23 protein-coding genes are annotated in these 20872 nt (G+C 63.5%); 8 read left to right on the top strand and 15 right to left on the bottom strand.

Annotated features, from left to right (window positions below; translation table 11 throughout):
• Positions 1–43: 43 nt before the first annotated feature.
• The gene (locus P9230_RS17650; protein ID WP_067329872.1) at positions 44–730 is read left to right on the top strand and encodes a D-lyxose/D-mannose family sugar isomerase; all 687 of its coding nucleotides are present in this window, start codon (positions 44–46) and stop codon (positions 728–730) included.
• 17 nt (positions 731–747) lie between these two features.
• Here P9230_RS17650 and P9230_RS17645 read toward each other — a convergent pair whose 3' ends face one another.
• From P9230_RS17645 to P9230_RS17615, 7 genes are read right to left on the bottom strand one after another with little or no spacing between them, the layout of a single operon-like run.
• The gene (locus P9230_RS17645) at positions 748–1020 is read right to left on the bottom strand and encodes a hypothetical protein (RefSeq protein WP_164747543.1); all 273 of its coding nucleotides are present in this window, start codon (positions 1018–1020) and stop codon (positions 748–750) included.
• A gap of 19 nt (positions 1021–1039) precedes the next feature.
• Positions 1040–1903 carry an RDD family protein gene (locus tag P9230_RS17640; protein ID WP_067329877.1) on the bottom strand — a complete coding sequence of 288 codons (864 nt, stop codon included), beginning with the start codon at positions 1901–1903 and terminating at the stop codon, positions 1040–1042.
• Complete coding sequence (locus P9230_RS17635; protein WP_127215553.1) at positions 1890–2906, bottom strand: stage II sporulation protein M; 1017 nt, start codon at positions 2904–2906, stop codon at positions 1890–1892. The genes P9230_RS17640 and P9230_RS17635 overlap by 14 nt, the downstream gene beginning before the upstream one ends.
• On the bottom strand, positions 2903–4207 hold the full coding sequence (locus P9230_RS17630; RefSeq protein WP_095801241.1) for a DUF58 domain-containing protein: 1305 nt from the start codon (positions 4205–4207) through the stop codon (positions 2903–2905). The genes P9230_RS17635 and P9230_RS17630 overlap by 4 nt, the downstream gene beginning before the upstream one ends.
• The gene (locus P9230_RS17625) at positions 4204–5160 is read right to left on the bottom strand and encodes a MoxR family ATPase (protein ID WP_278120154.1); all 957 of its coding nucleotides are present in this window, start codon (positions 5158–5160) and stop codon (positions 4204–4206) included. The genes P9230_RS17630 and P9230_RS17625 overlap by 4 nt, the downstream gene beginning before the upstream one ends.
• The gene (locus P9230_RS17620; RefSeq protein ID WP_127215556.1) at positions 5147–6358 is read right to left on the bottom strand and encodes a DUF4350 domain-containing protein; all 1212 of its coding nucleotides are present in this window, start codon (positions 6356–6358) and stop codon (positions 5147–5149) included. Before P9230_RS17620 ends, P9230_RS17625 begins: the two co-directional genes overlap by 14 nt.
• The gene (locus tag P9230_RS17615; protein WP_278111210.1) at positions 6355–6987 is read right to left on the bottom strand and encodes a DUF4129 domain-containing protein; all 633 of its coding nucleotides are present in this window, start codon (positions 6985–6987) and stop codon (positions 6355–6357) included. The genes P9230_RS17620 and P9230_RS17615 overlap by 4 nt, the downstream gene beginning before the upstream one ends.
• Positions 6988–7129: 142 nt before the next feature.
• Here P9230_RS17615 and P9230_RS17610 point away from each other — a divergent pair, with 142 nt between their 5' ends.
• Positions 7130–7930, top strand: a complete 801-nt coding sequence (locus tag P9230_RS17610) for a hypothetical protein (RefSeq protein ID WP_278120153.1) — start codon at positions 7130–7132, stop codon at positions 7928–7930.
• A gap of 254 nt (positions 7931–8184) precedes the next feature.
• Positions 8185–8967 (top strand): hypothetical protein, encoded by a 783-nt coding sequence (locus P9230_RS17605; protein WP_095783213.1) that lies wholly within the window; start codon positions 8185–8187, stop codon positions 8965–8967.
• A gap of 45 nt (positions 8968–9012) precedes the next feature.
• Here the strand turns inward: P9230_RS17605 and P9230_RS17600 are convergent, their stop codons facing one another.
• From P9230_RS17600 to P9230_RS17580, 5 genes are all read right to left on the bottom strand, one after another.
• The gene (locus P9230_RS17600) at positions 9013–9273 is read right to left on the bottom strand and encodes a hypothetical protein (RefSeq protein WP_347404000.1); all 261 of its coding nucleotides are present in this window, start codon (positions 9271–9273) and stop codon (positions 9013–9015) included.
• The gene (locus P9230_RS17595) at positions 9258–10898 is read right to left on the bottom strand and encodes an ABC transporter substrate-binding protein (protein ID WP_278120152.1); all 1641 of its coding nucleotides are present in this window, start codon (positions 10896–10898) and stop codon (positions 9258–9260) included. The genes P9230_RS17600 and P9230_RS17595 overlap by 16 nt, the downstream gene beginning before the upstream one ends.
• Positions 10899–11168: 270 nt before the next feature.
• Positions 11169–11846 (bottom strand): isochorismatase family protein, encoded by a 678-nt coding sequence (locus P9230_RS17590; RefSeq protein WP_278056019.1) that lies wholly within the window; start codon positions 11844–11846, stop codon positions 11169–11171.
• Between the two features lie 322 nt (positions 11847–12168).
• Positions 12169–13464 (bottom strand): Xaa-Pro peptidase family protein, encoded by a 1296-nt coding sequence (locus P9230_RS17585; RefSeq protein ID WP_278120151.1) that lies wholly within the window; start codon positions 13462–13464, stop codon positions 12169–12171.
• Positions 13465–13625: 161 nt separating this feature from the next.
• A complete protein-coding gene (locus tag P9230_RS17580; protein ID WP_164747433.1) occupies positions 13626–14522 on the bottom strand; it encodes a GlxA family transcriptional regulator in 897 nt (298 codons plus the stop codon).
• Between the two features lie 191 nt (positions 14523–14713).
• Here P9230_RS17580 and P9230_RS17575 point away from each other — a divergent pair, with 191 nt between their 5' ends.
• Both P9230_RS17575 and P9230_RS17570 read left to right on the top strand, forming a co-directional pair.
• A complete protein-coding gene (locus tag P9230_RS17575) occupies positions 14714–15211 on the top strand; it encodes a GAF domain-containing protein (protein ID WP_067000588.1) in 498 nt (165 codons plus the stop codon).
• A gap of 122 nt (positions 15212–15333) precedes the next feature.
• Positions 15334–16767 (top strand): aldehyde dehydrogenase family protein, encoded by a 1434-nt coding sequence (locus P9230_RS17570; protein WP_095801246.1) that lies wholly within the window; start codon positions 15334–15336, stop codon positions 16765–16767.
• 109 nt (positions 16768–16876) lie between these two features.
• Here the strand turns inward: P9230_RS17570 and P9230_RS17565 are convergent, their stop codons facing one another.
• Complete coding sequence (locus tag P9230_RS17565; protein WP_067329916.1) at positions 16877–17110, bottom strand: hypothetical protein; 234 nt, start codon at positions 17108–17110, stop codon at positions 16877–16879.
• A 997-nt stretch (positions 17111–18107) separates the two neighbouring features.
• A complete protein-coding gene (locus P9230_RS17560; protein ID WP_095801247.1) occupies positions 18108–18371 on the bottom strand; it encodes a hypothetical protein in 264 nt (87 codons plus the stop codon).
• 101 nt (positions 18372–18472) lie between these two features.
• On the opposite strand from P9230_RS17560, the gene P9230_RS17555 reads away from it, so the two are divergent.
• The 3 genes from P9230_RS17555 to P9230_RS17545 are packed head-to-tail and all read left to right on the top strand — an operon-like array spanning position 18473 to position 19768.
• A complete protein-coding gene (locus tag P9230_RS17555) occupies positions 18473–18937 on the top strand; it encodes a hypothetical protein (RefSeq protein WP_278120150.1) in 465 nt (154 codons plus the stop codon).
• A 46-nt stretch (positions 18938–18983) separates the two neighbouring features.
• Complete coding sequence (locus tag P9230_RS17550) at positions 18984–19499, top strand: metallophosphoesterase (protein WP_067329925.1); 516 nt, start codon at positions 18984–18986, stop codon at positions 19497–19499.
• Between the two features lie 44 nt (positions 19500–19543).
• Complete coding sequence (locus P9230_RS17545) at positions 19544–19768, top strand: hypothetical protein (RefSeq protein WP_278120149.1); 225 nt, start codon at positions 19544–19546, stop codon at positions 19766–19768.
• 10 nt (positions 19769–19778) lie between these two features.
• On the opposite strand, the gene P9230_RS17540 is transcribed toward P9230_RS17545, so the two are convergent.
• Positions 19779–20672: a lipid kinase gene (locus P9230_RS17540; protein ID WP_278120148.1), complete on the bottom strand. Its 894-nt coding sequence runs from the start codon at positions 20670–20672 to the stop codon at positions 19779–19781.
• Positions 20673–20872: the final 200 nt, after the last annotated feature.

Here is a 20872-nt window from a genome sequence, read left to right as displayed (position 1 = left end):
GGTTGGCAGATTTCAGCAGGCAGCGGCCGGAAGGAAAACGACGATGAAGCGCTCCAAAATCAACGACATCATCCGCGAAGCCGACGCCTTCATCCGCTCGTTCGGCTACATCATGCCGCCCTTCGCCTACTGGTCGCCGGAAGAGATGAAGGCGCACAAGGCGGACTCTTCGGCCATTTTCAGCTCGCGTCTCGGCTGGGACATCACCGACTACGGCCAGGAGAAGTTCGATGAGCTTGGTCTCTTCCTTTTTACCGTCCGCAACGGCCGCTACGCGGACATGAAGCTCGGCATGGGCATGCTCTACGCCGAGAAGATCATGATCTCGCGCAAGGACCAGCTGTCGCCCATGCACCGCCACAACATCAAGGCCGAGGACATCATCAACCGCGGCGGCGGCAAGCTGGTGCTGGAACTGTTCATGCACGACCGCGACGGCGGCATCGACCCGAAGGCCGAAGTGTCGGTGCCGGTCGACGGCACCATCACCAGATTGCCCGCCGGCGGGCTCCTGAAGCTCGACCCGGGCCAGAGCGTGACGCTGCTGCCGGGCGTCTGGCACGCCTTCTGGGCCGAGGGCAAGGACGTGCTGATCGGCGAGGTCTCGACCGTCAATGACGACCTCACCGACAACGTCTTCCGCGATCCGATCGGCCGCTTCTCCAACATCGAGGAGGATGTGGCGCCGGTTCACCTTCTGGTGTCCGACTACGAGAAGTGGGTGGGGTAGGCGGGGGCGCTGAGGCTCTATCCGGTCTGATTAAGAAGTGCGCGCAGCCGGCGCACTTCCGCGACCAGGCGAGGAACGTCCTGCCGCGCAGCCGCAATGAAATCTTGCTCCGCGACGGTCGCACCGGACCTTTCAATGTCTTCGCCGCGCTCTGCGCCGTTGCCGGTCTGGATGAAGTTGGATCCTCCGTCGAAATCCCGACCTTCGTCCCAAGATTTCCACGGTCCGGGGCAGGCTGCGGCCGCCCGCGATTCCATTTCCTGAAGTTCGAATTCGGGCAACGAACTCATCATTCCCTCGCTTAGGCGTCTACCGCGCGTACTTGTCCGCCTTCCGATTGCCCAGCAGCAGCTTGCGCTCCAGGTGCGCGCGCAGCTCGCCGTAATAGGCGGTGAGGAATGCCCTTGAATCGACCGGCTCGACCCTGGCGCCGATCTTGCGGCCTATCGTTTCCGCCACCGCTTTCATCGCGAAATAGTCGTCGCGGCGCAGCACTTCCTCCAGCTTGTGCAGCTCGGCGATGCCATAGGCGTCGAGCTGCGCGGCGCTGAACTGGAAGCGGGTCGCGACCGGATCCTTGCGCAGCGACAGATCCTCGAGCAGCGCCACCTTCGGCGCCTCGACCACCCAGGTTCCGGCGAGCAGGTCGCCAATCCGCAGCCGGTCGCGGTTGAAGAGCGGGAACAGCGAGAACAGCAGCGCCCACACCAGCCCGAAGATGGTCGACAGCGTGTCGGCGACACCGGCGCTGCCGCGCGCCGCTAGGATCGACAGCGGCAGGAACACCTCGATCTCGCGCATCAGGTTGCGCGCGATGACCTGGTCGAGGCTGAGGCCGGCGCCGCTGCGCGAAGCGACGCGGACGCCGACCATCCGCTTGCCGGGCGTCGCCGCCCGCCGGCCCGCCTCGAAGGCGATGAAATAGACGTTGCGCAGCAGGAAGATGAAAATGATCCAGACGATGAACAGCGGTTCGGCGTCCTTCACGCCGAGCCCGCCCAGGCCGAAGATCGCGACAAGGCTGACCGCGACGGCGGCGACGACGATGATCACCACATCGAGCAGGAATCCCGAAGCCCGCGTCCCGGCATCCGCCAGCTTGACGCGCAGGTCCACGCCCTCCGGCGTCACCAGCGGGCGCACCAGCGCGGCGGGATTCCTAGCCGTTGCCATGCCGCACCATCCGGAACAGGTAGAAGTAAGAAATCCAGAGCGCCAGCATGCCGCCGCCGATCGAATAGCGGGCGATATCGCTTGTGATCGTCTGCCGGCCGATGCCTTCGAGCAGGCCGGCAAACAGCAGCATCATGACGACGCCGACCATCGCGGTCGCCGCCACGCGGCCCGCTCGTGAGGCCGCGGCCATGCGCGTCAGCTCGCCGGGAAAGGCGATGCTGGTGCCGATGCGCATGCCGGCCGCGCCCGCGATGGCGATGGCGAAAAGCTCCGTCGTGCCGTGGATCGACAGCCAGCCGCCGAGCTCGAAACCGAGCCTCTTGGCGGCATAGATCTGGAAGATGGCGCCGAGCATGCAGCCATTCATCAGGATGATCAGCACGCTGGGCACCGCGAAGGCGAAGCCGAGCGCGAAGGCCAGGATCGACACCTGCGTGTTGTGGGTGAAGAGATAAGCGGCGAAGCCCGAGAGAAAGTGGTCGCCGCCGCCATAAAGCACGCTGCGCAGCATCTCGGCCGACGAATCCGGATTGCGCCCGCCGGCGAGGCTCGGCGCGATGATGGCGTCGTACCAGCGCTTGTCGGAGGCGACCAGCCAGTACCCGGCAATGGCGCCGATCACCGTCAAGGCGACCGATGCCCACACCTCGCGCCACAAGTCGCGGATCGCCGCCGGCCAGTCGTGCAGGAAGAAGTCGCCGATGCGCGTTCTCAAGGATCGCCGCGCGCCATAGAGGTAAAAATAGCCGCGCAGGCAGAGCGCTTCGAGGTAAGCAATCAGTGCGCTGTCGAGCGAAGTGGCTCGCGCCACCGAAAGCGAGGACAGTGCCGAGCGGTAGAGGAGGGGCAGTGACAGCAGCTCCTCTTCCGACAGCGCGCGCGGCGCGCGCTTCTCGACGCGGGCAAGCAGTGCCTCGAACGCCTTCCAGTCGGCCTCGCGCTCCTGGCGGAAGCTTGCCAGCGACTGGCGCACGGCATCGGTGCCGGCGGGCAGCGTCATAAGAGGTTTTCCTCCTTGAGCTGGATATAGCGCTCGACCAGCGCCGGGCCGAGCCGCTGGTGGTCGGCCTCGATGACATGCGCGCCGAGCAGCCTGAGCCTGCCGATCACCACCTGCCGCTGTCTGAGCAGGTCGCCGGCGGTGACCGCGCGGGCCACGTCCTCCGGGGCGGTAGGCGCCATATCGGCCAAAGTCTCCAGCTCGACATCCTTCATCAGCATGAACAGCACCAGATGCCGCTCGGTCAGCCGCCCGACGGTGCGCAGCATCAGCTCGGCGCTGATCGGGTCGACGAAATCGGTGAAAACGATGACCAGTGAGCGCCGGTCGAGCTTCGCGGCGAGCGTCGTCAGCGCCAGGGTGAAATTGGTCTCCTCGGTCGAATAGTCGATCTCGGCGGCGCGCTTCTGGATCATGGTGAAGCTCGGCGAGCCGCGCACGGCGCCGCTGGAAACGCGCGGCCTGGCGTCGAAAGAAAACAGGCTGACGAGGTCGCCGCCCTTGAGCGCAATGAAGGCGGACAACAGCGCCGCCGTCACGGCCCGGTCGACCTTCGGCACGCCCTCGACCGGCTCGCACATCAGCCGCCCGCTATCGATGGCTAGAACGATGTTGTTGTTCTCTTCGATGCGGAATTCGCGGGCAAGCAATTTGCCGTGGCGGGCGCTGCGCTTCCAGTCGATCATGCGCCGGCCCATGCCGGGCTGGTAGTCCTTCAGCGCCTCGAACTCGCGGCCCTGGCCGGCGCGCTTCTGCGCATGGCCGTCGGCAAGAGCGGAGCGCTGCAGCAGCGTGATCGCCTCGTCGCGGGCGCGGCTGACATCGGGCAGCACCGCTATCTTGCGCTCCACCGGCAGCACGGCCTGGTTCCAGATCAGCCCGAACGGCCCTTGCCAGCGCAGCCACAGCCGATCGAAGCTGGCGATGCCGCGCCGAATGGCGTCGAATTCGAGATCGAGCGTGCCGCCATTTGCCGGCAGTGTGCCGCCCGTGCCGTTGACCGGCGCCAGCCGCTGGTCATGCCCGACGCGCGCCTGCAGCCGGCGCGTTCGCGCCCCGAGACCGGCCGCGATGTGCAGCGTGAAACGTCCGCCGACGCCGACCTGCGGCGGTGCGGTGAGCGTGGCGCTGAGCGACGCGCGTCCGCGCCCGGCCGCCGCGTCGACCGCCAGGAAGGCAAGCAAAGCGCAAATCCAGAGCAGCCCGAGATACCAGACATGCGGCAGCGCGAGCGCGATCAGGAAGGCGGGAATCGCTCCCGCCGCCGCCGCCCATACCGCTCTGCCGCTCGGATAGATCAACGCGGCGCTTCCGTCTGGTCGACCAGGTCGGACACGATCTGCTCGACCAGCCGTCCGTCGATCTGCGCCGCCGGCGAGAGGATGACGCGGTGGCGCAGCGCCGGCACGGCTAAAGCCTTGACGTCGTCGGGGATGACATAGTTGCGGCCGTCGAGCGCCGCCCGGGCTCGCGCCGCGCGCGCCAGCATGGCGCCGGCGCGAGGACTGGCGCCGACCTCCAGATCCGGGCTTTCGCGCGTGCCGCGGACAAGGGCCGCGATGTAGCCGACGACGTCGTCGACCAGCGTGACGGCGCCCACTGTGGCAAGCGCCGCCTCCAGCGTCTTGCGGTCGGTCTGCGCCTTGATGCCGTATTGCTCGATATTGTGCGAGGCGGAGCCGCCGCCGTGGTGGATGATGATGGCACGTTCTTCCTGCGCGTCCGGATAGCTGACCCGGTGCTTGAACAGGAAGCGGTCGAGCTGGGCCTCGGGGAGCGGATAGACGCCTTGATGCTCGATCGGGTTCTGCGTCGCCACCACCATGAAATTCTTGCCGAGCGAATGGGTCGTGCCGTCGAATGTGACAGCGTGCTCCTGCATGGCTTCGAGCAGTGCAGCCTGCGTCTTCGGCGGCGTGCGGTTGATCTCGTCGGCAAGCAGCAGATCGCAGAAAATCGGGCCGCGCGTCAGCGTGAACTGGCCGGTCTGGAAATTGTAGATGTTGGCGCCGACGATGTCGCCGGGCATCAGGTCGGGCGTGAACTGGATGCGCCCATAGACGACGCCGAGCGCCTGCGCGAAGCAGCGCGCGGTCATGGTCTTTGCGGTACCGGGCGGACCTTCGAGCAATATATGGCCGCCGGCGAACAGCGCCGTCAGCATCAGATCGACCGTGTCGCGCTGCCCGGTGATCGCTTTAGCCACCTCTTCCCTGATCGCGCTCGCCAGGGCTTTCACTTCATCGACGTTCACCGAGCCTCCTTGCCGTCCAGTCATGCAGCTCTTCCGCTGCTTCATGCATTGCGGCCAATGTGTTGGAACCGTTCGCAGCCTTGAACCGTGCGGTGAAGCCGTTCGCCTCATTTTTGTCGCGGGAATCCAGCCAGCGGTCCAGCGCTTCACCCTGCAGCCCGTGCGGCGCGCCAAGCAGCGCGGCGGCGCGCTGGCGCATCAGCGCGGCATAGCGGTCGCCGAGTTCCTGCAGCCGTCCTGCCCGCTTCAGGAGCATTGCCGTGGTGTCGACCAGCGCCTGCTTGCCGAAGGCGATGGCGCGACCCTCGGTGCGTGGCGGCCCGAAGCGGCCGAGCCCGTGCAGGAAGGCGAGGGCAGCCGCCACCAGCACCGACAGCGTCAGCGCCAGGAAGGGCGGTTCGACCAGGAGCTTGCCGAGATCGTAGTTCTGGCCGATGCCGTGAAGCGTCAGGTCGAACATAACCGCGCCCTTGGCGGGCTCCAGCATGGCGATCATGTCGAGCGCCGCTGCCGCCTTTTGCGGATCCTTCAGCGCCGCGTTGTTGATGAGATCGGGATCGGTCAGGATGTAGAAGGGTTCGCTGTCGAGTTCGGTGAGAACAGCCTTGCCGTCACCCGCCGCAATCAGCGGATGATTGTCGGCTACCCATTGCAACTCCTCGGGCACGGCGATCTTGCGCCCCTCTACATCGATCCGATCGACCGATGGCTTGCTGTCGCCGAGCTTGGCCTTGGCGAGGCGACCGAGCCAGTCGTTGACCGCCGTTGCGGGCAGCCGCTCGACTTTCGTCTCCCAGCCCTCCTGGCCCGGCTGCGGAAAGGTGACCCATTTGGGCAGCACGAAAAGCGTGTGCTTGCCCAAGCGGAGCTTGATGATGCGCTGAAGCGCCGCCGGGTCGCTGTTGGGCGCGATGGTGACGATCAGCAGGAATGTGGATGCCAGGGGAGATTGCAGATCCTTCTCCCCGCGCGCCATGGGCGGCGCCTGCCCGTTGGTGAGCTTCAGCCATTCCACGAGCCCGGCATAGCCGGTGCCGCCCTTGGAGAGCGGTGTTGCGCCGCCCTCGGGCTGACGAAAGTCCGGAGCGTAGGTCGAGAGCAGGAAGAATCCGGCGGCCGCGAGCAGGCTGGCGAAGATGCCCCAGAACAGCGTCCTGCGGCTGAACGGCTCTTGTGCCTCTGTCGCCTCCGCGCTCATGCCCAGGCATCCCGGAAGGCAAAGCGCTCATAGGCGCCGCGCGCCTGCTGCCAGCCCTCGGCGCCGACCGGCCGGCGAGCGAACAAGGCAGCCTCGACGATGCGCGCGATCTCACTGAAGGCAGCGCGGGGGCGGGACGGGATGGAACCTGCGGCGGCGATGTCGCGCGCGGTCAGCGACGGGCGCAGGAAGTCGGGCAGGCGGCTGGCGATGTCGACAACGCTGCGGCGCAAGAGAAGATGCACCGCCTCGTCATAGTCACCGCGCGCGGCGAGCGCATCGGCTTCGGAGAGCAGGATCTGAGCCGCGCCGGCATCCGGGCGCCATTCCTCCTTCGTCTCGTCCTCCTTGCCGGGGCGCCGCCACGGCAGCCGCCAGGCGATGCCCTTCGCCTCGAGCACGAGCAGGAACACGATGATTGCGACGCCGATGATCACCGCGCCCCAGAACAGATAGACCATGTAAGGGCCTAGCTTTGCCAGGGCTTCCAGAAAAGGCTTCAGCCATTCCGGCGGCTCCGGCCGCACCAGCCCCGGCAGGTCAAACTGGATCGAATCGTCAGCCAGCAGCTGCTTGTGCATCTTGGCCAGCCATTCGGCGTCTGCTGTGGCCGGCTGTGCCGCTGTCACCAACTCGCTCCCCTGCTACCCACGGGTTCGACACTGGCAATACGGCAGGACAATTGCAAGTGATTGGACGCGTCTCGTCAATACTGGCAGATTTGCTTGGGGCGATGGGCTGGCGCAGAGCGGCCAAGCAGGGGAGGGCGTCATGACTTCAGCCGCGTTGGTACGGCCGGAGAATTTTCAGATCGGCCGAGTGTTCAACAACACTTTCTCCGTGATCGGTCGTAACATTGTACTCTGCGTTGGTCTTGCGGCGCTGTTTTCAGGACTGCCGCAACTGGTCACCCAACTTATGCCACAACTGGTCACCCAGCACGTGGGTCTGAATTCCCATACTGGAAATCCGGCGAATTTCGCCGCGGCTATCACGAACCACAAGCTCGGCTTCATCATTGGAACTGCGGTCATTGTAATACTTTATCTCGCCTTTGCGGTTCTGTTGCAGTCGAGCCTCGTCCGGGTGGCGATCGAGGACATGAACGGCAAGAAGCCGACTTTCGGGGATTCCATCGCAACAGCGATCCGCTTCCTGTTGCCCACGGTCGCCATAGGTCTGCTTGTAGCGCTCGGCGTGGGCGCGGCCTCGATTGCCTTGCTGGTGCCCGGAATCATCCTCGGGCTCGGCTGGTCGGTGGCAATACCGGTGCTCATTCAGGAGCGCTTGGGCGTCTTCGGCTCGATGTCGCGCAGCCGCGCCCTGACCAAAGGCAGCCGCTGGGCTCTGTTTGGCCTTTTCGTGATCCTGGTCATCATGGGGCTCGTGATTCAATCCATAACCGGAGTGGTCGCTTATCTATTCCATGGCATCGTCGCCGCCGTCGTGGCCGCCATGGTCCAGAGCATCGGCTCGATGGTGGGTTCCGTCGCAGCCGCCGTCAGCTATGTCGAACTGCGCCAGGTCAAGGAAGGCACCGGCGTCGATGAACTGGCGGAGATATTCTCGTAGTCTGGGATGCTGGCGAGGCCGGCCGAAGTGCTGGTGAGCGGCAGCCCCCGCTGAGAGCCTGCCTGTCCTGCAAAATCGCCTTCCTGGCCTCAAATCAGAGCGCGACCGTGAGCTTTTGCTGCAGTCGGCGGTTCTGGCTGACACCGGGAATACCCGAAACAATTGCAAGTCCACTGGACGGGGTCCGCCGTTCTTGGCAGATTTACTTTGAAGTTGCCGAATTGGATTCGGCAGCGGCTCGGGGGAAAGCTATCATGACCACTGCGACATTGGGACGACCAGGCAGATTCGAAATCGGCAGGGTGTTTAACAGCACTTTTGCCGTCATCACGCGCAACATAGGACTCTGCGTCGGGCTTGGGCTTTTGTTTGCCGGCCTGCCGACGCTGCTCATCAGGTTATGGACCCAACCGCAGATGGAAGCGGTGATGAATGGCGATCCGAGTGCCATGGCGGATCCGAACGCGATGCTGCGCAACTCCTATCTCAGCATCCTCGCGGGATTGATTTCCTTCGTCTTCACGCTGCTGCTCCAGTCGTCGCTGGTGCGGGCAACGATCGAGGATCTGAACGGAAGGCGGCCATCCTTCGGCGACAGCGTGCAGATTGCCATCCGCTTCCTGTTGCCGACGCTCGCGATCGGCCTGCTCGTCGGCATCGGCTCAGCGCTTGCGATGATCGCGCTGATCGTTCCCGGCATCATCCTGTGGCTCGGCTGGTCGATGTCGGTTCCCGTTCTCATCCAGGAGCGGTTGGGCGTATTCGGCTCGATGTCTCGCAGCCGAGCGCTGACCAAAGGCAATCGCTGGTCGCTGTTCGGCCTCTTCCTCATCCTGGTCATCATCGCGATGGTTATCCAGTGGGGGATTCTGGTGGTGCTGCTCCTCTTCGGCGGGATCCTCGCCGAACTGGGAGCCGCCGTGGTGCAGGCCGTCGTCTCGATGGTGCTCTCCGTCGCCACCGCGGTCAGCTATGTCGAACTGCGCCAAGTCAAGGAAGGCACCAGCGTCGACGAATTGGCGAAAATCTTCTCTTAGCAACGGCCGGGCCGCCTTCCACTTTGAGGGCGGCCGTACGCTGTTTCAGCGACAACAGCAGTGGTCTGCCCGCACGCTCGTGCGGCAGAGGCATGACGAAGTGATCGGCACGTCCGCCTTGGTCAGAGCCAAAGCAAGTTTCGCCTGCAAGCCCGGCAGCTCCTCGCTCTCGCGGCGCCGCTTCAGGCATTCGACCAGCCCGTGCTGCGTCCAGACATTGTCCGGAAGCTGGGCGCAGCGCTGCACGGCGCCGCTCAGGCCCAGATCGTCGCGATCGGTCCTGGGAGGAATCAGGACTCCAGCCAAACCGTCTCGAAATGCTGCTCGAGCGCCTGGTGCTGCTCGCAGCCATGCACGCCCTTGCGGTAGGTGCGGTAGACCGAGCGCCAGTAGGGCTGGATGATGATGCCGGAGTCGCGCAAATTCTGCTCGATCTTGGCCATGATCTCCTTGCGCTGGGCGGCGTCCGGCGTCGCAAGTGCTTTATCGAGAAGCTCGTCGAACTCCTTGTTCGAATAAGCGCTTTCGTTCCAGGCCGCGCCTGATTTATAGGCCAGGGCCAGCACCTGGACGCCGAGCGGACGGCCGAGCCATTCGGTGCAGGAGTAGGGGAACTTGCTCCAGTCGTTCCAGAAGGTGGCAGCCGGCAGCACGGTCCGCTTGATCTTGAGGCCGGCCTCGCGGATCTGGGCGGCGATCGCGTCGGCGGTGCTCTTTTGCCATTCGACGTCGACCGAGATCAGCTCGTATTCGTGGTCGGCCTTGCCGGATTCGGCCAACAGCTTCTTCGCGGCGTCGACATCGCGCTTGGCTGGGCCGATATCGGCGAATTCGGGATGCATCGGTCCGACATGGTGGTTATCGGCGGGCTTGCCCCTGCCGTCGAGGCCGAGCTTCAGCACGGCCGCATTGTCGACGGCAAGCTGGGCGGCACGGCGCACCTTGACGTCGTCATAGGGCGCGTTGCCGACATTGAAGCGCGCGACGATGGTCGAGCCGGTCGCGATCTCGGAATTCTCGAGTCCCATCTGCTCGGTCTGCGACACGGCGTCCGAGGCGGTCTCGTGGTCGGTGTCGATCTCGCCGGATTCGAAGGCCGACAGCATGGCGTTGGGATCGGAGCCGTAGTCGACCCACTTGATGCCGTCGAGATAGAACTCGCCCTTCCACCAAGGCTTGTCCTTGCGCTTCACCTCCGCACCGGTCTCGGCGTCCCAACTCACCAGCTCGCACGGGCCGGTGGTGATGGCCAAAGCCTTCTTCGGATCGGCATCGCCTTCATAGGAGCGGTGCATGATCAGCGCCGGATAGTCGGCCATGCCGGCGATCAGCGAGATGTCGGGCTTTGGCAGGTTGAGCTTGACGGTGTAGTCGTCGACTTTCTGGATGCCGCCGTCGACCGGCTTCTTGGTGTCGGCGTTGACCAGCGCGCCCATGCGCGCGGCGACCGAATTGCCGGCGACCGAGGCATCGCACCAGCGGTTGAGGTTGTGGATCACGTCGTCGGCGTTGAAAGTGTCGCTGTTCGACCAGGTGATGCCTTTGCGCACGTGAAGCGTGATCGTCTTGGCGTCGTCGCTGGTCTCCCAGTTTTCGAGCAGCCAGGGCTCGAAGGTGAAGTCGGTTTTCCAGCGCACCAGATATTCGTTGCAATGGCGCGCCACATTCGACATCTCGACGCCATCGAAAGTGCGCGGATCCTTGAAGCCCTTCACGTTCATGGCGACGCGCAGGACCCCGCCGCGCTTCGGCTCCTCGGCCCGAGCGGGCGAGGGAGTAAGGCCGCCCAGCGCCAGCGCGCCGACGGCGCTGACGCCCAAGCCGGCCATAAGCGCCAGATACTCGCGCCGGCTGATCGCGCCCTTCTTGAAATCACCCGCGGTCGGCTTTGCCCGCGGGTGCAGTTTTCTGTCGGTCAGCATGAATTTCATTGTCGTTCCCTCTATTGTTGGTGCAGGTCGCCCGCGCGGCGGCTTTTGGCGGCAACGACCTGCACGAAACCCAGGGGCGCCCCCCTGCCGTCAGGCGCGGAGGCGGATACGGCCGCTGGGCGCCGTTGCCTGCGAGGGGATCATAGGTCCGCTTTCCGCGACGAAATGTTTGGTTTTCCGCAATTCTTGTGCGCTGTTCCGCAGGCTAAAGTTGGCTGACGCGCATAATTGCTGCGCCTTGCCGGGCGGCTGGGTCTCCGGTCTTCGCGGTCAGAGCTCTGCGTAAAGTTGCGCCGCATTCTCGAAGGTGAAGCGCAGCGGCACCGATCCCTCGACCTGCCACACGCTCACCGTGTCGCCTGCCATCAGCCGGCAAGCGTCGAGCGTGTTGGTCACGGCGCCGCCATAGAGGCGGTTGGCGAGGTTGAGGATGCCGGTCTGGTGCATGGCGCTGCTGCCGCTGCCGCAGGCATCCTTGACCAGGAGCACGCGAAAACCGTGCGCCACCGCGTCCTTCACCGTGGCGTCGATGCAGGCTTCGGTCCACACGCCGGCAATCACCAGCCATTCGATGCCGGCTGCTTCGAGCTTGTCGCCAAAATCGTTCTTGCCGAAGACGCTGGCTTCCTGCTTGACCAGAGTGGCTTCGCCGTTTTGCGGCGCCACTTCATGGCAGATCGCCGTCAGCGGATCGTCCTTGTCGGAGAAGGCCGACTTGCCGCTCTCGTCGAGCGGATGGAACGGCCGCGCCTCGGCGAGGTCGACAATATAGGCCCAATGATAGAGCGGCACGAAATTGCGCCGCGCCGCCTCCTGCAGGCGTTGGACGTTGGCGAGGATGTCGGCAAAGCCCTCGACCAGATAGCGCTTGTCCTTGCGATGCTCCTCCTGAAGATCGATGAACACCGCGGCCACCGTGCCGCGCCGGATGGAAATGGGGGATTTCATGCGGATGCTCTCGAAGGGGTGCCGCGGCGCGTCGGAATGGGCCGCAGCGTATCAGCTTCGTCATTCCAGCGCGAAGCAGCCGCGAAGCGGCGTCGCGAAGACCCCGGAATCCATTCCGTTACCTTGATCGAAGAGTTCGGCCTAACAGAATTCTGCACCGTTGCGGCGCTCCGACGTAACGGAATGGATCCTATGGCCTGCGCCGCGTCGCTTCGCTCCTTGCTTCGCCCGAGGATGACGACGACATGAGTGCGGCGGCCAATCTCGAACGCCTGCGACAATGTATGGGCGGCTCCAACAGAGCGTATCGGCATCAAACCGCTCATTCCAGAAACTCATCCTCATAAGGAAACCGCGAAAGCAGCTCGGTCCCCGTTTCGGTAATAAGAATCTCGTCCTCCAGCTTGACGCCCTCGCGGCCGCCTTTCTCGCCGATATAGCTTTCGACGCTCACCACCATGCCCGGCACGATCATGCCGTCGCGGCCGTACGTCTCGTAATCCATCGCGTGGGCGATGAAGGGCGTCTCGCCATGCATGCCGACGCCGTGCATGACCGAGGTATAGCGCTGGTCGACGAAGCGGTCCGGGATTTTCCAGGCCCTCTCGGCGATCTCGCGGAAGGCCATGCCGGGTTTCACGATGGAAATGTTGTGCTGGACCTGGTCGTGCGCCATGCGGTAGAGCGATTTCTGGTAGGGCGTCGGCTTGCCCGGGCCGCAGCGGAAGGTGCGCGAGAAGTCGGAATAATAGCCGTAGCAGCCGATGGTGTCGGTATCGAGCGCGACCAGCTCGCCCGGCCTGATCTTGCGGCCGCTCGCCTCGTTGAACCACGGATTGGTGCGCTGTCCTGAAGTCAGCAGCCGGGTCTCGATGAACTCGCCGCCCTGGCGGATCACCTCGTGATACATAATGGCGAAGAGCTCGTTTTCGGAAACGCCGGGCTTGATCGCCTGGCGCACGGCGGCCACCGCGGCTTCGGCTCCGGCCATGGAAGCCTGCAGGCATTTCACCTCCTCCGGCGTTTTCACCGCGCGCACGGCAAGAATCTCGCCCTGGCAGTCCTTCACCTCGCAGCCGCGCTTTTCCAGAGCCACCGCCTGCAGATGGCTGCAGCGGTCGAGGCCGAGCTTCATCGAGCCGCCGCCATGCCTCTTCAGAAGCTCGGTGATCTCGTCGGCGAACGGCCCCGCCGTCTCGTCGTCGCGACCGGAGACGGAGGACCAGACGAGCTTGGAAGGACGCGCCTCGTCGATCGTGTCGAGCACCATCGAGACATGGTAGCTCTGCGGATATTCGAACAGCACGATTGGCCCATCGGTCGGGATGAAGAAGTAGCGGGTCGAATTGCGCAGGAAATAGCCGAACATGTTGCGCGAGCCGGTGGCGTAGCGCTGGTTATAGGGGTCGAACAGCACGACGCCGCCATAGCCCGCCTCGCGCATCCAGGCGCGCAGTTTGGCGAGGCGCCCCTTGCGCAGAGCGTCAGCGTCGATGAAGGACGGCTCGGTGTCGGAGAGCCACATGCCGTCGGCGGGATCGGCCGCGGCCGGGTGGCGCATGCGGTCCTTGAAGTCCACATCCTCGGTGCTGTCGGGATCGAAAACGACGATGCTCATGGGTGCCTCCTGTTCCCGCGAACATAGCCGGGCAGGATGCAGAGCTTGTGCGGCATTCCGCAAATGTCGTGCAGGATGCCGCGCGACCGATGTCGTCACTGCAATGTCGGCGGGACAGAGGGGGTGTGAAGGAAGTCTGCGTAGTAGCAGCAAAGCGCACCCTAATGCCTTCGCATCGCCTTCGGCGCGTGCCCATGCTCCTCGCGAAACGCCCGCGCGAAACTGGACATCGAAGCAAAACCGCAGGCCAGCGCAACATCGCGCACCATCAGCGTCGAATGCGCCAGCAGATCGGCGGCGCGCTTCAGCCTGAGCCGCCGGTAATAGCCGTTCGGCGAGATATCCAGCTCGGCGCGGAAATTGCGCTCGAGCTTGTCGGGCGAGACCCCAAGCCGCTCAGCCAGCTCCGCCATGCCGAGCCGTTCCTCGACCGCGTCCTCCATGATGGCGATCGCCGACAGCACCAGCTCGTTCTGCACCCCGGTGCGCAGGCGCAGCGGCATCAGCTTGCGGTCGACGCTCGACCGCAGGGGAGAGTGCACGAACCATTCCGCGACACCCGCGGCAAGCTCGGCGCCGTAGTCGCGCGTGATGATCTCCAGCATCATGTCGAGGCTGCCGACGCCGCCGGCCGAGGTAAAACGCTTGCGGTCGATGACGAAGAGATCGCGCCTGAGCTCGATGTCGGGAAACGCCTCGGTGAAAGCGGCCTGGCTGGTCCAGTGCAAGGTGCAGGCATGGCCGTCGAGCAGGCCGGCGCGGGCGAGGAAGAACGCCGCATCCGCCACCGCGCCGATATGCGCGCCACCGCGCAGGCTTTTGCGGATCCAGCTCATCGCCTCGTCGGCCACGACATGGTCGGCATCGCCGCCCGAGCAGACGACGATGCGATCGACCTTCGGTGCGTTGGCGGCCGAGAAGCCGGGCTGGATGACGACGCCGTTGGAGGCTTCGACCGTGCCCTGATCCGCGCCGACGATCACCCATCGGTAGCAGTCGCGCTTCGCAAGAATGTTGGCGCCGCGCAGCGGCTCGATGACAGAAGAAAACGCCATCATCGGAAAGCCGGGAAAGACCAGCACCGCAAAGGTGAGCGGGGTCTCGCCTGCCTCCGGCTGCGCGCGGTCGCGTTTTCGGTTGGCGAGAATGGCGCTCACGACTTGTGTATTTCCCGCGCGCAGCATTGGTGGCAGATAAGGCCAAACTGTAGCGGGCGCTTCAGCGCCTTAGCAACGGAGAAACGACTAGGATGTTTGCGGCAACGGCCCTCGACACGAGCAACAAGCCGGCCTTCTACGATGAGCTGGCCAGGCAATTGAAAGCGCTGCTGGAAGGCGAGCGAGACTCGATCGCCAACGCCGCCAACACCTCGGCGCTCATCTACCAGATGGTGCCCGACCTCAACTGGGCGGGTTTCTATTTCCTTCAATCCGACGAAGAGCTGGTGCTCGGCCCCTTCCAGGGCAAGCCGGCCTGCGTGCGCATAGCGGTCGGCAAGGGCGTCTGCGGCACGGCGGTCGATCTCGATATGTCGATGCTGATCAAGGACGTGCACGATTTTCCCGGCCACATCGCCTGCGATGCCGACTCGCGCTCGGAACTGGTCGTGCTCTTGCGCGACGACGAAGGCATCTTCGGCGTGCTCGATCTCGACAGCCCGCTGCCAGGCCGCTTCGACAAGGAAGACCAGGCCGGCATCGAGAAGCTTGCCGCGATCTATGTGGCCGCCAGTTCCTTTGAGGACTGAACTCTTAGCGGACTGCGGTACGGCTCCGCCGCTGGCTCAACGACCCTGTCTTGCGTTGCCATACGCGCGTCGTTATCTCTGGCGGAATATGACGCTCGCCAAGCGCGCCGAAGGGAGAAGATATGTCGCACAATCTGCAGTTCTATATCGAAGGCGTGTGGGTCGATCCGGTGGTGCCGAACAATTTCGACGTCATCGATCCGTCGAACGAAGACGCCTTCGCGCAGATCTCGCTGGGCACCAAGGCCGATGTCGACAAGGCGGTCGCTGCCGCCAGGCGCGCCTTCGCTACTTTCGGCTTCAGTGAAGTCGAGGAGCGCCTCGACATCCTCAACCGCGTCATCGAGGTCTACAAGAAGCGCAGCAAGGACCTTGCGCTCGCCGTCTCGCGCGAGATGGGCGCGCCGCGCCAGATGGCGCTGGACAGCCAGGTCGGCGTCGGCCAGGCGCATCTGGAGAAGATGGCCGAGGTGCTGAAGACCTTCCAGTTTCGCCATGTCAAAGGCTCCTCGCTGATCGTCAAGGAGCCGATCGGCGTCGTCGGCCTGATCACGCCCTGGAACTGGCCGCTCAACCAGATCACCTGCAAGGTCGGCCCGGCGCTCGCCGCCGGCTGCACCATGGTGCTGAAGCCGTCGGAGATCGCGCCGCTCGACGCCATCATCTTCGCAGAGATCATGGACGAGGCCGGTGTGCCGAAGGGCGTCTTCAACCTGGTCAACGGCGATGGCCCAACTGTCGGGCAGGCTTTGGCCAGCCATCCGGATGTCGACATGATGTCCTTCACCGGCTCGACGCGGGCCGGCATCCTCGTCGCCAAGGCGGCCGCCGACACGGTGAAGCGTGTGCATCAGGAGCTCGGCGGTAAATCCGCCAACATCCTGTTCCCCGACGTCGATCTGCAAAGGGCGGTGACCAAGGGCGTGGCCGGCTGCTTTGGCAATAGCGGCCAGTCCTGCAACGCGCCGACCCGCATGTTCGTGCCGCGCGACCGGCATGACGAGGCCGCCGGCTATGCCAGGACGGCGGCGGAGAAACTCACCGTCGGGCCGGCCGACGCGCCGGGAACGAAGCTCGGCCCGGTGGTAAGCCAGCTGCAGTTCGACAAGATTCAAGACCTGATCCAGAGCGGCATCGACGAAGGCGCGACCCTGATCGCTGGCGGCCCCGGCCGTCCGGCCGAGCTCAACCGCGGCTACTATGTCCGCCCGACCGTCTTCGCCAACGTGACGCACGACATGCGCATCGCGCGCGAAGAAATCTTCGGGCCGGTGCTGTCGATCATGCCTTACGACACGGTCGAGCAGGCGATCGAGCTGGCCAACGACACCGTCTTCGGCCTCGCCTCCTACATCCAGGCCAAGGACATCGAGAAGGCGCGCCAGGCCGCGGCCCGCATGCGCTCCGGCAACGTCTATATCAACTATCCGACGTGGGACGCCGGCCTGCCCTTCGGCGGCTACAAGCAGTCCGGCAACGGCCGCGAATATGCCGAATACGGTCTCGAGGATTTTCTGGAGATCAAGGGCATCGCGGGATACGCGGCGGCGGAGTAGGCGGAGCAGAGGCCGGCGCAGGCAGATAGGGAAAGGGCGCGATCTCGGCTTCGCCATTTGCCATGAGCCGCTTGCCGCGACAGCCGATCAGCTCTTCCTCGCCGCCTTCTTACCCGCGCCTTGCCTCGATGATGCCCACCATGGCGCGGGTGAATTCGACCACGCTGTTTGCCGTGATGGCGGCATTGTCGGGGCTCTGGCCGATTTGCTCGGCTGCTCCGCAGCACGAGCGGCGGATGAGGTCGTAATGAGCAAGTCTTTCATCGTCCGGCAACGCCGCCAGGTTCAAGGCTCGACGGTGAAGCATGCGCAACAGCTGCGCCAGCGCTGTTTCGACACTCATGCGTTTGGCTCCGCATCGGTCGAACGTCTCGGCACATAAAGCGCCGGATCGTCGATCAGGGGGCGGTTCTCGTCCCCGATCCGGCAAGGCTGCGCCTTAGTCGTTAATACATCGTTGATCGCTAATATGATCGGCGAAGCCTTTGGGGCGGATTCCCGGATGCTATCGGATGCGGCGGAGGCAGATCATCCCCGCGCGGTACGGCTAACATCCTCGACATTTCAAAATCTAACGATCGGCAAAATGCACCAGTGAGGATGCTTGGTAAGGGTTGATTCAACCCTTGCTGGTATGTAAAAGGTGGCGGCTCCGGCCAGGGGTAGGGTTGCCTGAAAGCCGGAGCCGCCTGCGCGGCCGATGGGTAGTGTCCGCGCTGTCCCAGAATAGGACAGCGCGGTCTACGATTCGTTAATTCGCTAATATATCGTCGTATGGGAAGCTCGCGGACAGCGATGCCGGCAAACGACATATCCCAAGCAATTGAATTCTCACACGAAGTTCTAGCTGCAAATCTGGATTCGAACCAGGACCGGCGGAGTTAATAGTCCGCTGGTCTACCCGTTCCCTATCACCAGCAAACGCTGCCAGCTCCCAGATAAGATCCACCATGTCTTTGGCCTTGTTTTCGGGGGGCGTTGGGATCGAGTAGGGATGGTGATGGGGTCGACAGACCGGCCCGGCCGTCATCCTGAATGATGATTGCATCGATGCACTTCGTCGCCCAATGCTCAAGCCCTTTGCCATGGTTAACGAGTCATGGGCCGGCGGGACCTTCATAAAGACTTTGCTAATATTAGAAAGAAGACAAGCCGTTCAGCGGAACAAGCCTCGCTGAACGCAGTTCGGTGCGACGTGGCGTCGGCTATTGCCGTCGCGTTGGGAGACAGCAGCGCAAGCGAACCCGACAGGAAGCCAAGCCTTCGCAAGGCCTCTCGCGAGCTGCCAAGAAATGAGTGGAACATCACCCAGGTGCGCAATGACTACCTCCAAACACATTTCAGCGTTCGACCTCGATCAGTTGCGAGAAGCCTTCAAGCAATTGACTCGCGAGCAAGGTATCACAGTCGAAGAACGGGACGTATACGCCCAGCTTTTCCTGAAGCAGACCTGCGCCCCAGTTTTTCCGCTCGGGCCTGAACGGCGGCCGGTTCAGGCTTCGAGTTAGCTTGGTGTGCCGCATCGACGGTTGCGGGTCCACGGCAGCTTCCCGCAAAGTCCGGCGACACACTTGCGCCAAGCCAGGCTTGTCCGTCGAGATCATGGCCCGAACGCCGCTGCAGCTCTGCGATAGATCACCAGATGGTGGGCCGGGGGGCCCCCAACTGATCTGGACGCCCTATGAAGCGGCGCTAAATCAAGCCGATGCGGGTTGCGTTCAGTATATTTGCTTTTCTTTTTTGCACCGCCTCTCTTCAGGCCCAGGAGTGGCAGCCGTTTGGGGTCCGGCAACTGGGCTTCACATTCGATGTTCCGCCTGGTTTCGTCCTCACCCAGCATTCGGATCAGGGTGCTGCATTCCAAGGCGAACAAGACGCGTTTCTTGCCGTGTGGGGCGCCAGACTTGGAAGAGCCAGCTTTCGGGCCGAGATCGAGCATCGCATGCTGGAAGACGAAAAGGCCGGCTGGAAGTTGACGTACCGGCGCCTGACCTCGACCTGGGCCAGCTATTCAGGGATCAACAACGGCGAGATCCGATATGTTCGCGCCATCAGGGTCTGTGATGACCGCGCCGCGCTTTTCACGATCAACTACAGCAGATCGGAGAAAACGCCTTATGATCGGATCATTGTGCGAATGGTAAGATCCCTAAGGGCCGAAGGCTGCTAGCCTTAGGCCCAGGGTGGGTTTCGATCTGCATTGCCGGCATGCCCTGATGCTATTTTTTACGAGCGACACGCATTTCAATGATGCCCGCATCCTGCGGATTGACCGGCGGCCTTTCGCATCGCTTGCCGAACATGACGAAGCGCTGATCTCTTTCTGGAACGAGACCGTCACGCCTGACGACGAGGTCTGGCATCTTGGCGACTTCGCGCGCCACGGCAAAGCAGGCGGGGAGGCACTTCTGTCGCGCCTCAATGGGCGCAAGAACCTGATCATCGGCAACAATGACCCGGACGAAACGACCGCCGCCGACGGATGGGCCAGTATTCAGCATTACGCGGAACTCAGGTTCAATGGGGTGCTTCTCATCCTGTGCCACTATCCGTTCCGCACCTGGAATCAGATGGGCAAGAAGTCGATCAATTTGCACGGTCACTCGCATGGGAAGCTTAAGCCGCTTCCACGCCAGTACGACGTTGGCGTAGATGCTTGGAACTTTCGGCCGGTCCCGCTTCCAGCATTGATCCAAAAAGGCGGTGCCCGGGCGCAAGCTTCGCTAGCTTAAAGTAGGTCAGCCGGCCAGCGAGAGCATCAGGGGCGGCCGTTCTTTTGGACCGCGCTAACCGAACACCCGAGTCCTTCATCATCGACGGCGAGATGATCACGCGGGATCCCGACGGACGGCCGAACTTCCATGCCATCCATTCGCGCATGACCTGGAACGCCCAGGCTCGCCTTCGTCGCTTTCGACCTTCTCTCCTCAACGGCGAGCCCATTCGTGCTCTGCCGCTGATCGAGCGCAAGGCGAGGCACTGGAAACTGATCAAACCGTAAGACGGGGCGCTCACACGGCGCGATCCGGCGCGAAGACCGAGATCGCCTTTGGGCGAACCTTGAAATGGGCCGGTGTCGACGTGACGATCTCGCCATCGGTGTTGACCGGCATCGCCTTCCGCGTCTCGATGTCGAACTCGACGCACCTGGCCGTGCGCACCTCACGCCATGCGCCATGCGTTCCAGAACGGAAAGAGCGGAGCATCAGCGCCAGCTTCCAGAGGTTCGTCATTTCCAAGCTATAGAGATCGAGATGTCCGTCATCGATCTCGGCCGTTTCTTCCACGACGTTGCCGCCGCCGTAGTGCCGACCGTTTCCAACCGCGATCTGGTAGGTTTCCACCTCGATCGCCGCGCCTTTCTCGGTAATCTTCGCGTGAAACCGCGCGGCCCGGGTCAACACTTTCATCGCCGCCAGCGCATAGCCCAGCCTGCCGAAGCGTTTCTTCAGTGCGGGGTCAAGACCCTGCGCCAGTTCGGTGCTGAGTCCGATACTTGCGACATTGAAAAAGGCATGACCGTTGACCGTCCCGACATCGATCAGTCGGGTTCGGCCTCGCGCGATCACATCGGCGGCCTGCAGGAGATCCATCGGAATGTTGAGCGTACGAGCAAGGTCATTCGCCGTCCCCATAGGAATGATGCCCATCGGCAGGCCGCTTTCCATGAACGCCGTCGCCGCCGAGGACACCGAACCATCGCCACCGCACACGACCACAAGATCGGCCATATGGCGTAAGCGAACGATGTCTCGAGCGATTTCAGGCAACGCCTCGAACATCTCAACGGTGACGGAAAGCCGACCTCGCCCCAGCCGCTCCACAATTGGCGCGAGCATCTCCTGGCCGCGCCGAGCCTTGGGATTGAGGAGCAGCAACGCGCGCCTTTTGGCTGCTTCGCTCATTCAAAGATCGGTCCGACTGATCATGGCTCAACGCAAATAGGGTGGCTGCTTCCGGATTTCGACCGCAAACCGACGCGAAACGTCACACCTGCCCCGCCTATGGCGCGCGGTTTCTAAGCGACGGAGAGCGTAGCGCGCCTGCGGCGTCGGATAATTCGCGGGCAAAAGGTCCACATTGGCTATGGCGAAGCGCTTTCTTG

The sequence above is a fragment of the Mesorhizobium sp. WSM4887 genome (genome assembly GCF_029625865.1).
Taxonomy (GTDB): domain Bacteria; phylum Pseudomonadota; class Alphaproteobacteria; order Rhizobiales; family Rhizobiaceae; genus Mesorhizobium.
Note: the sequence above shows the minus strand (reverse complement) of the source record. Positions and strands in the feature narration are given on the sequence as shown.

What these genes read in the sequence shown, in the direction of transcription:
- P9230_RS17590 (WP_278056019.1), bottom strand. Translation starts at nt 11,846, where the DNA reads ATGAAATCCCCCATTTCCATCCGGCGCGGCACGGTGGCCGCGGTGTTC.
- P9230_RS17650 (WP_067329872.1), top strand. Translation starts at nt 44, where the DNA reads ATGAAGCGCTCCAAAATCAACGACATCATCCGCGAAGCCGACGCCTTC.
- P9230_RS17570 (WP_095801246.1), top strand. Translation starts at nt 15,334, where the DNA reads ATGTCGCACAATCTGCAGTTCTATATCGAAGGCGTGTGGGTCGATCCG.
- P9230_RS17645 (WP_164747543.1), bottom strand. Translation starts at nt 1,020, where the DNA reads ATGAGTTCGTTGCCCGAATTCGAACTTCAGGAAATGGAATCGCGGGCG.
- P9230_RS17555 (WP_278120150.1), top strand. Translation starts at nt 18,473, where the DNA reads ATGCGGGTTGCGTTCAGTATATTTGCTTTTCTTTTTTGCACCGCCTCT.
- P9230_RS17620 (WP_127215556.1), bottom strand. Translation starts at nt 6,358, where the DNA reads ATGAGCGCGGAGGCGACAGAGGCACAAGAGCCGTTCAGCCGCAGGACG.
- P9230_RS17540 (WP_278120148.1), bottom strand. Translation starts at nt 20,672, where the DNA reads ATGAGCGAAGCAGCCAAAAGGCGCGCGTTGCTGCTCCTCAATCCCAAG.
- P9230_RS17565 (WP_067329916.1), bottom strand. Translation starts at nt 17,110, where the DNA reads ATGAGTGTCGAAACAGCGCTGGCGCAGCTGTTGCGCATGCTTCACCGT.
- P9230_RS17635 (WP_127215553.1), bottom strand. Translation starts at nt 2,906, where the DNA reads ATGACGCTGCCCGCCGGCACCGATGCCGTGCGCCAGTCGCTGGCAAGC.
- P9230_RS17560 (WP_095801247.1), bottom strand. Translation starts at nt 18,371, where the DNA reads ATGATCTCGACGGACAAGCCTGGCTTGGCGCAAGTGTGTCGCCGGACT.
- P9230_RS17605 (WP_095783213.1), top strand. Translation starts at nt 8,185, where the DNA reads ATGACCACTGCGACATTGGGACGACCAGGCAGATTCGAAATCGGCAGG.
- P9230_RS17575 (WP_067000588.1), top strand. Translation starts at nt 14,714, where the DNA reads ATGTTTGCGGCAACGGCCCTCGACACGAGCAACAAGCCGGCCTTCTAC.
- P9230_RS17580 (WP_164747433.1), bottom strand. Translation starts at nt 14,522, where the DNA reads ATGATGGCGTTTTCTTCTGTCATCGAGCCGCTGCGCGGCGCCAACATT.
- P9230_RS17640 (WP_067329877.1), bottom strand. Translation starts at nt 1,903, where the DNA reads ATGGCAACGGCTAGGAATCCCGCCGCGCTGGTGCGCCCGCTGGTGACG.
- P9230_RS17585 (WP_278120151.1), bottom strand. Translation starts at nt 13,464, where the DNA reads ATGAGCATCGTCGTTTTCGATCCCGACAGCACCGAGGATGTGGACTTC.
- P9230_RS17595 (WP_278120152.1), bottom strand. Translation starts at nt 10,898, where the DNA reads ATGAAATTCATGCTGACCGACAGAAAACTGCACCCGCGGGCAAAGCCG.
- P9230_RS17550 (WP_067329925.1), top strand. Translation starts at nt 18,984, where the DNA reads ATGCTATTTTTTACGAGCGACACGCATTTCAATGATGCCCGCATCCTG.
- P9230_RS17610 (WP_278120153.1), top strand. Translation starts at nt 7,130, where the DNA reads ATGACTTCAGCCGCGTTGGTACGGCCGGAGAATTTTCAGATCGGCCGA.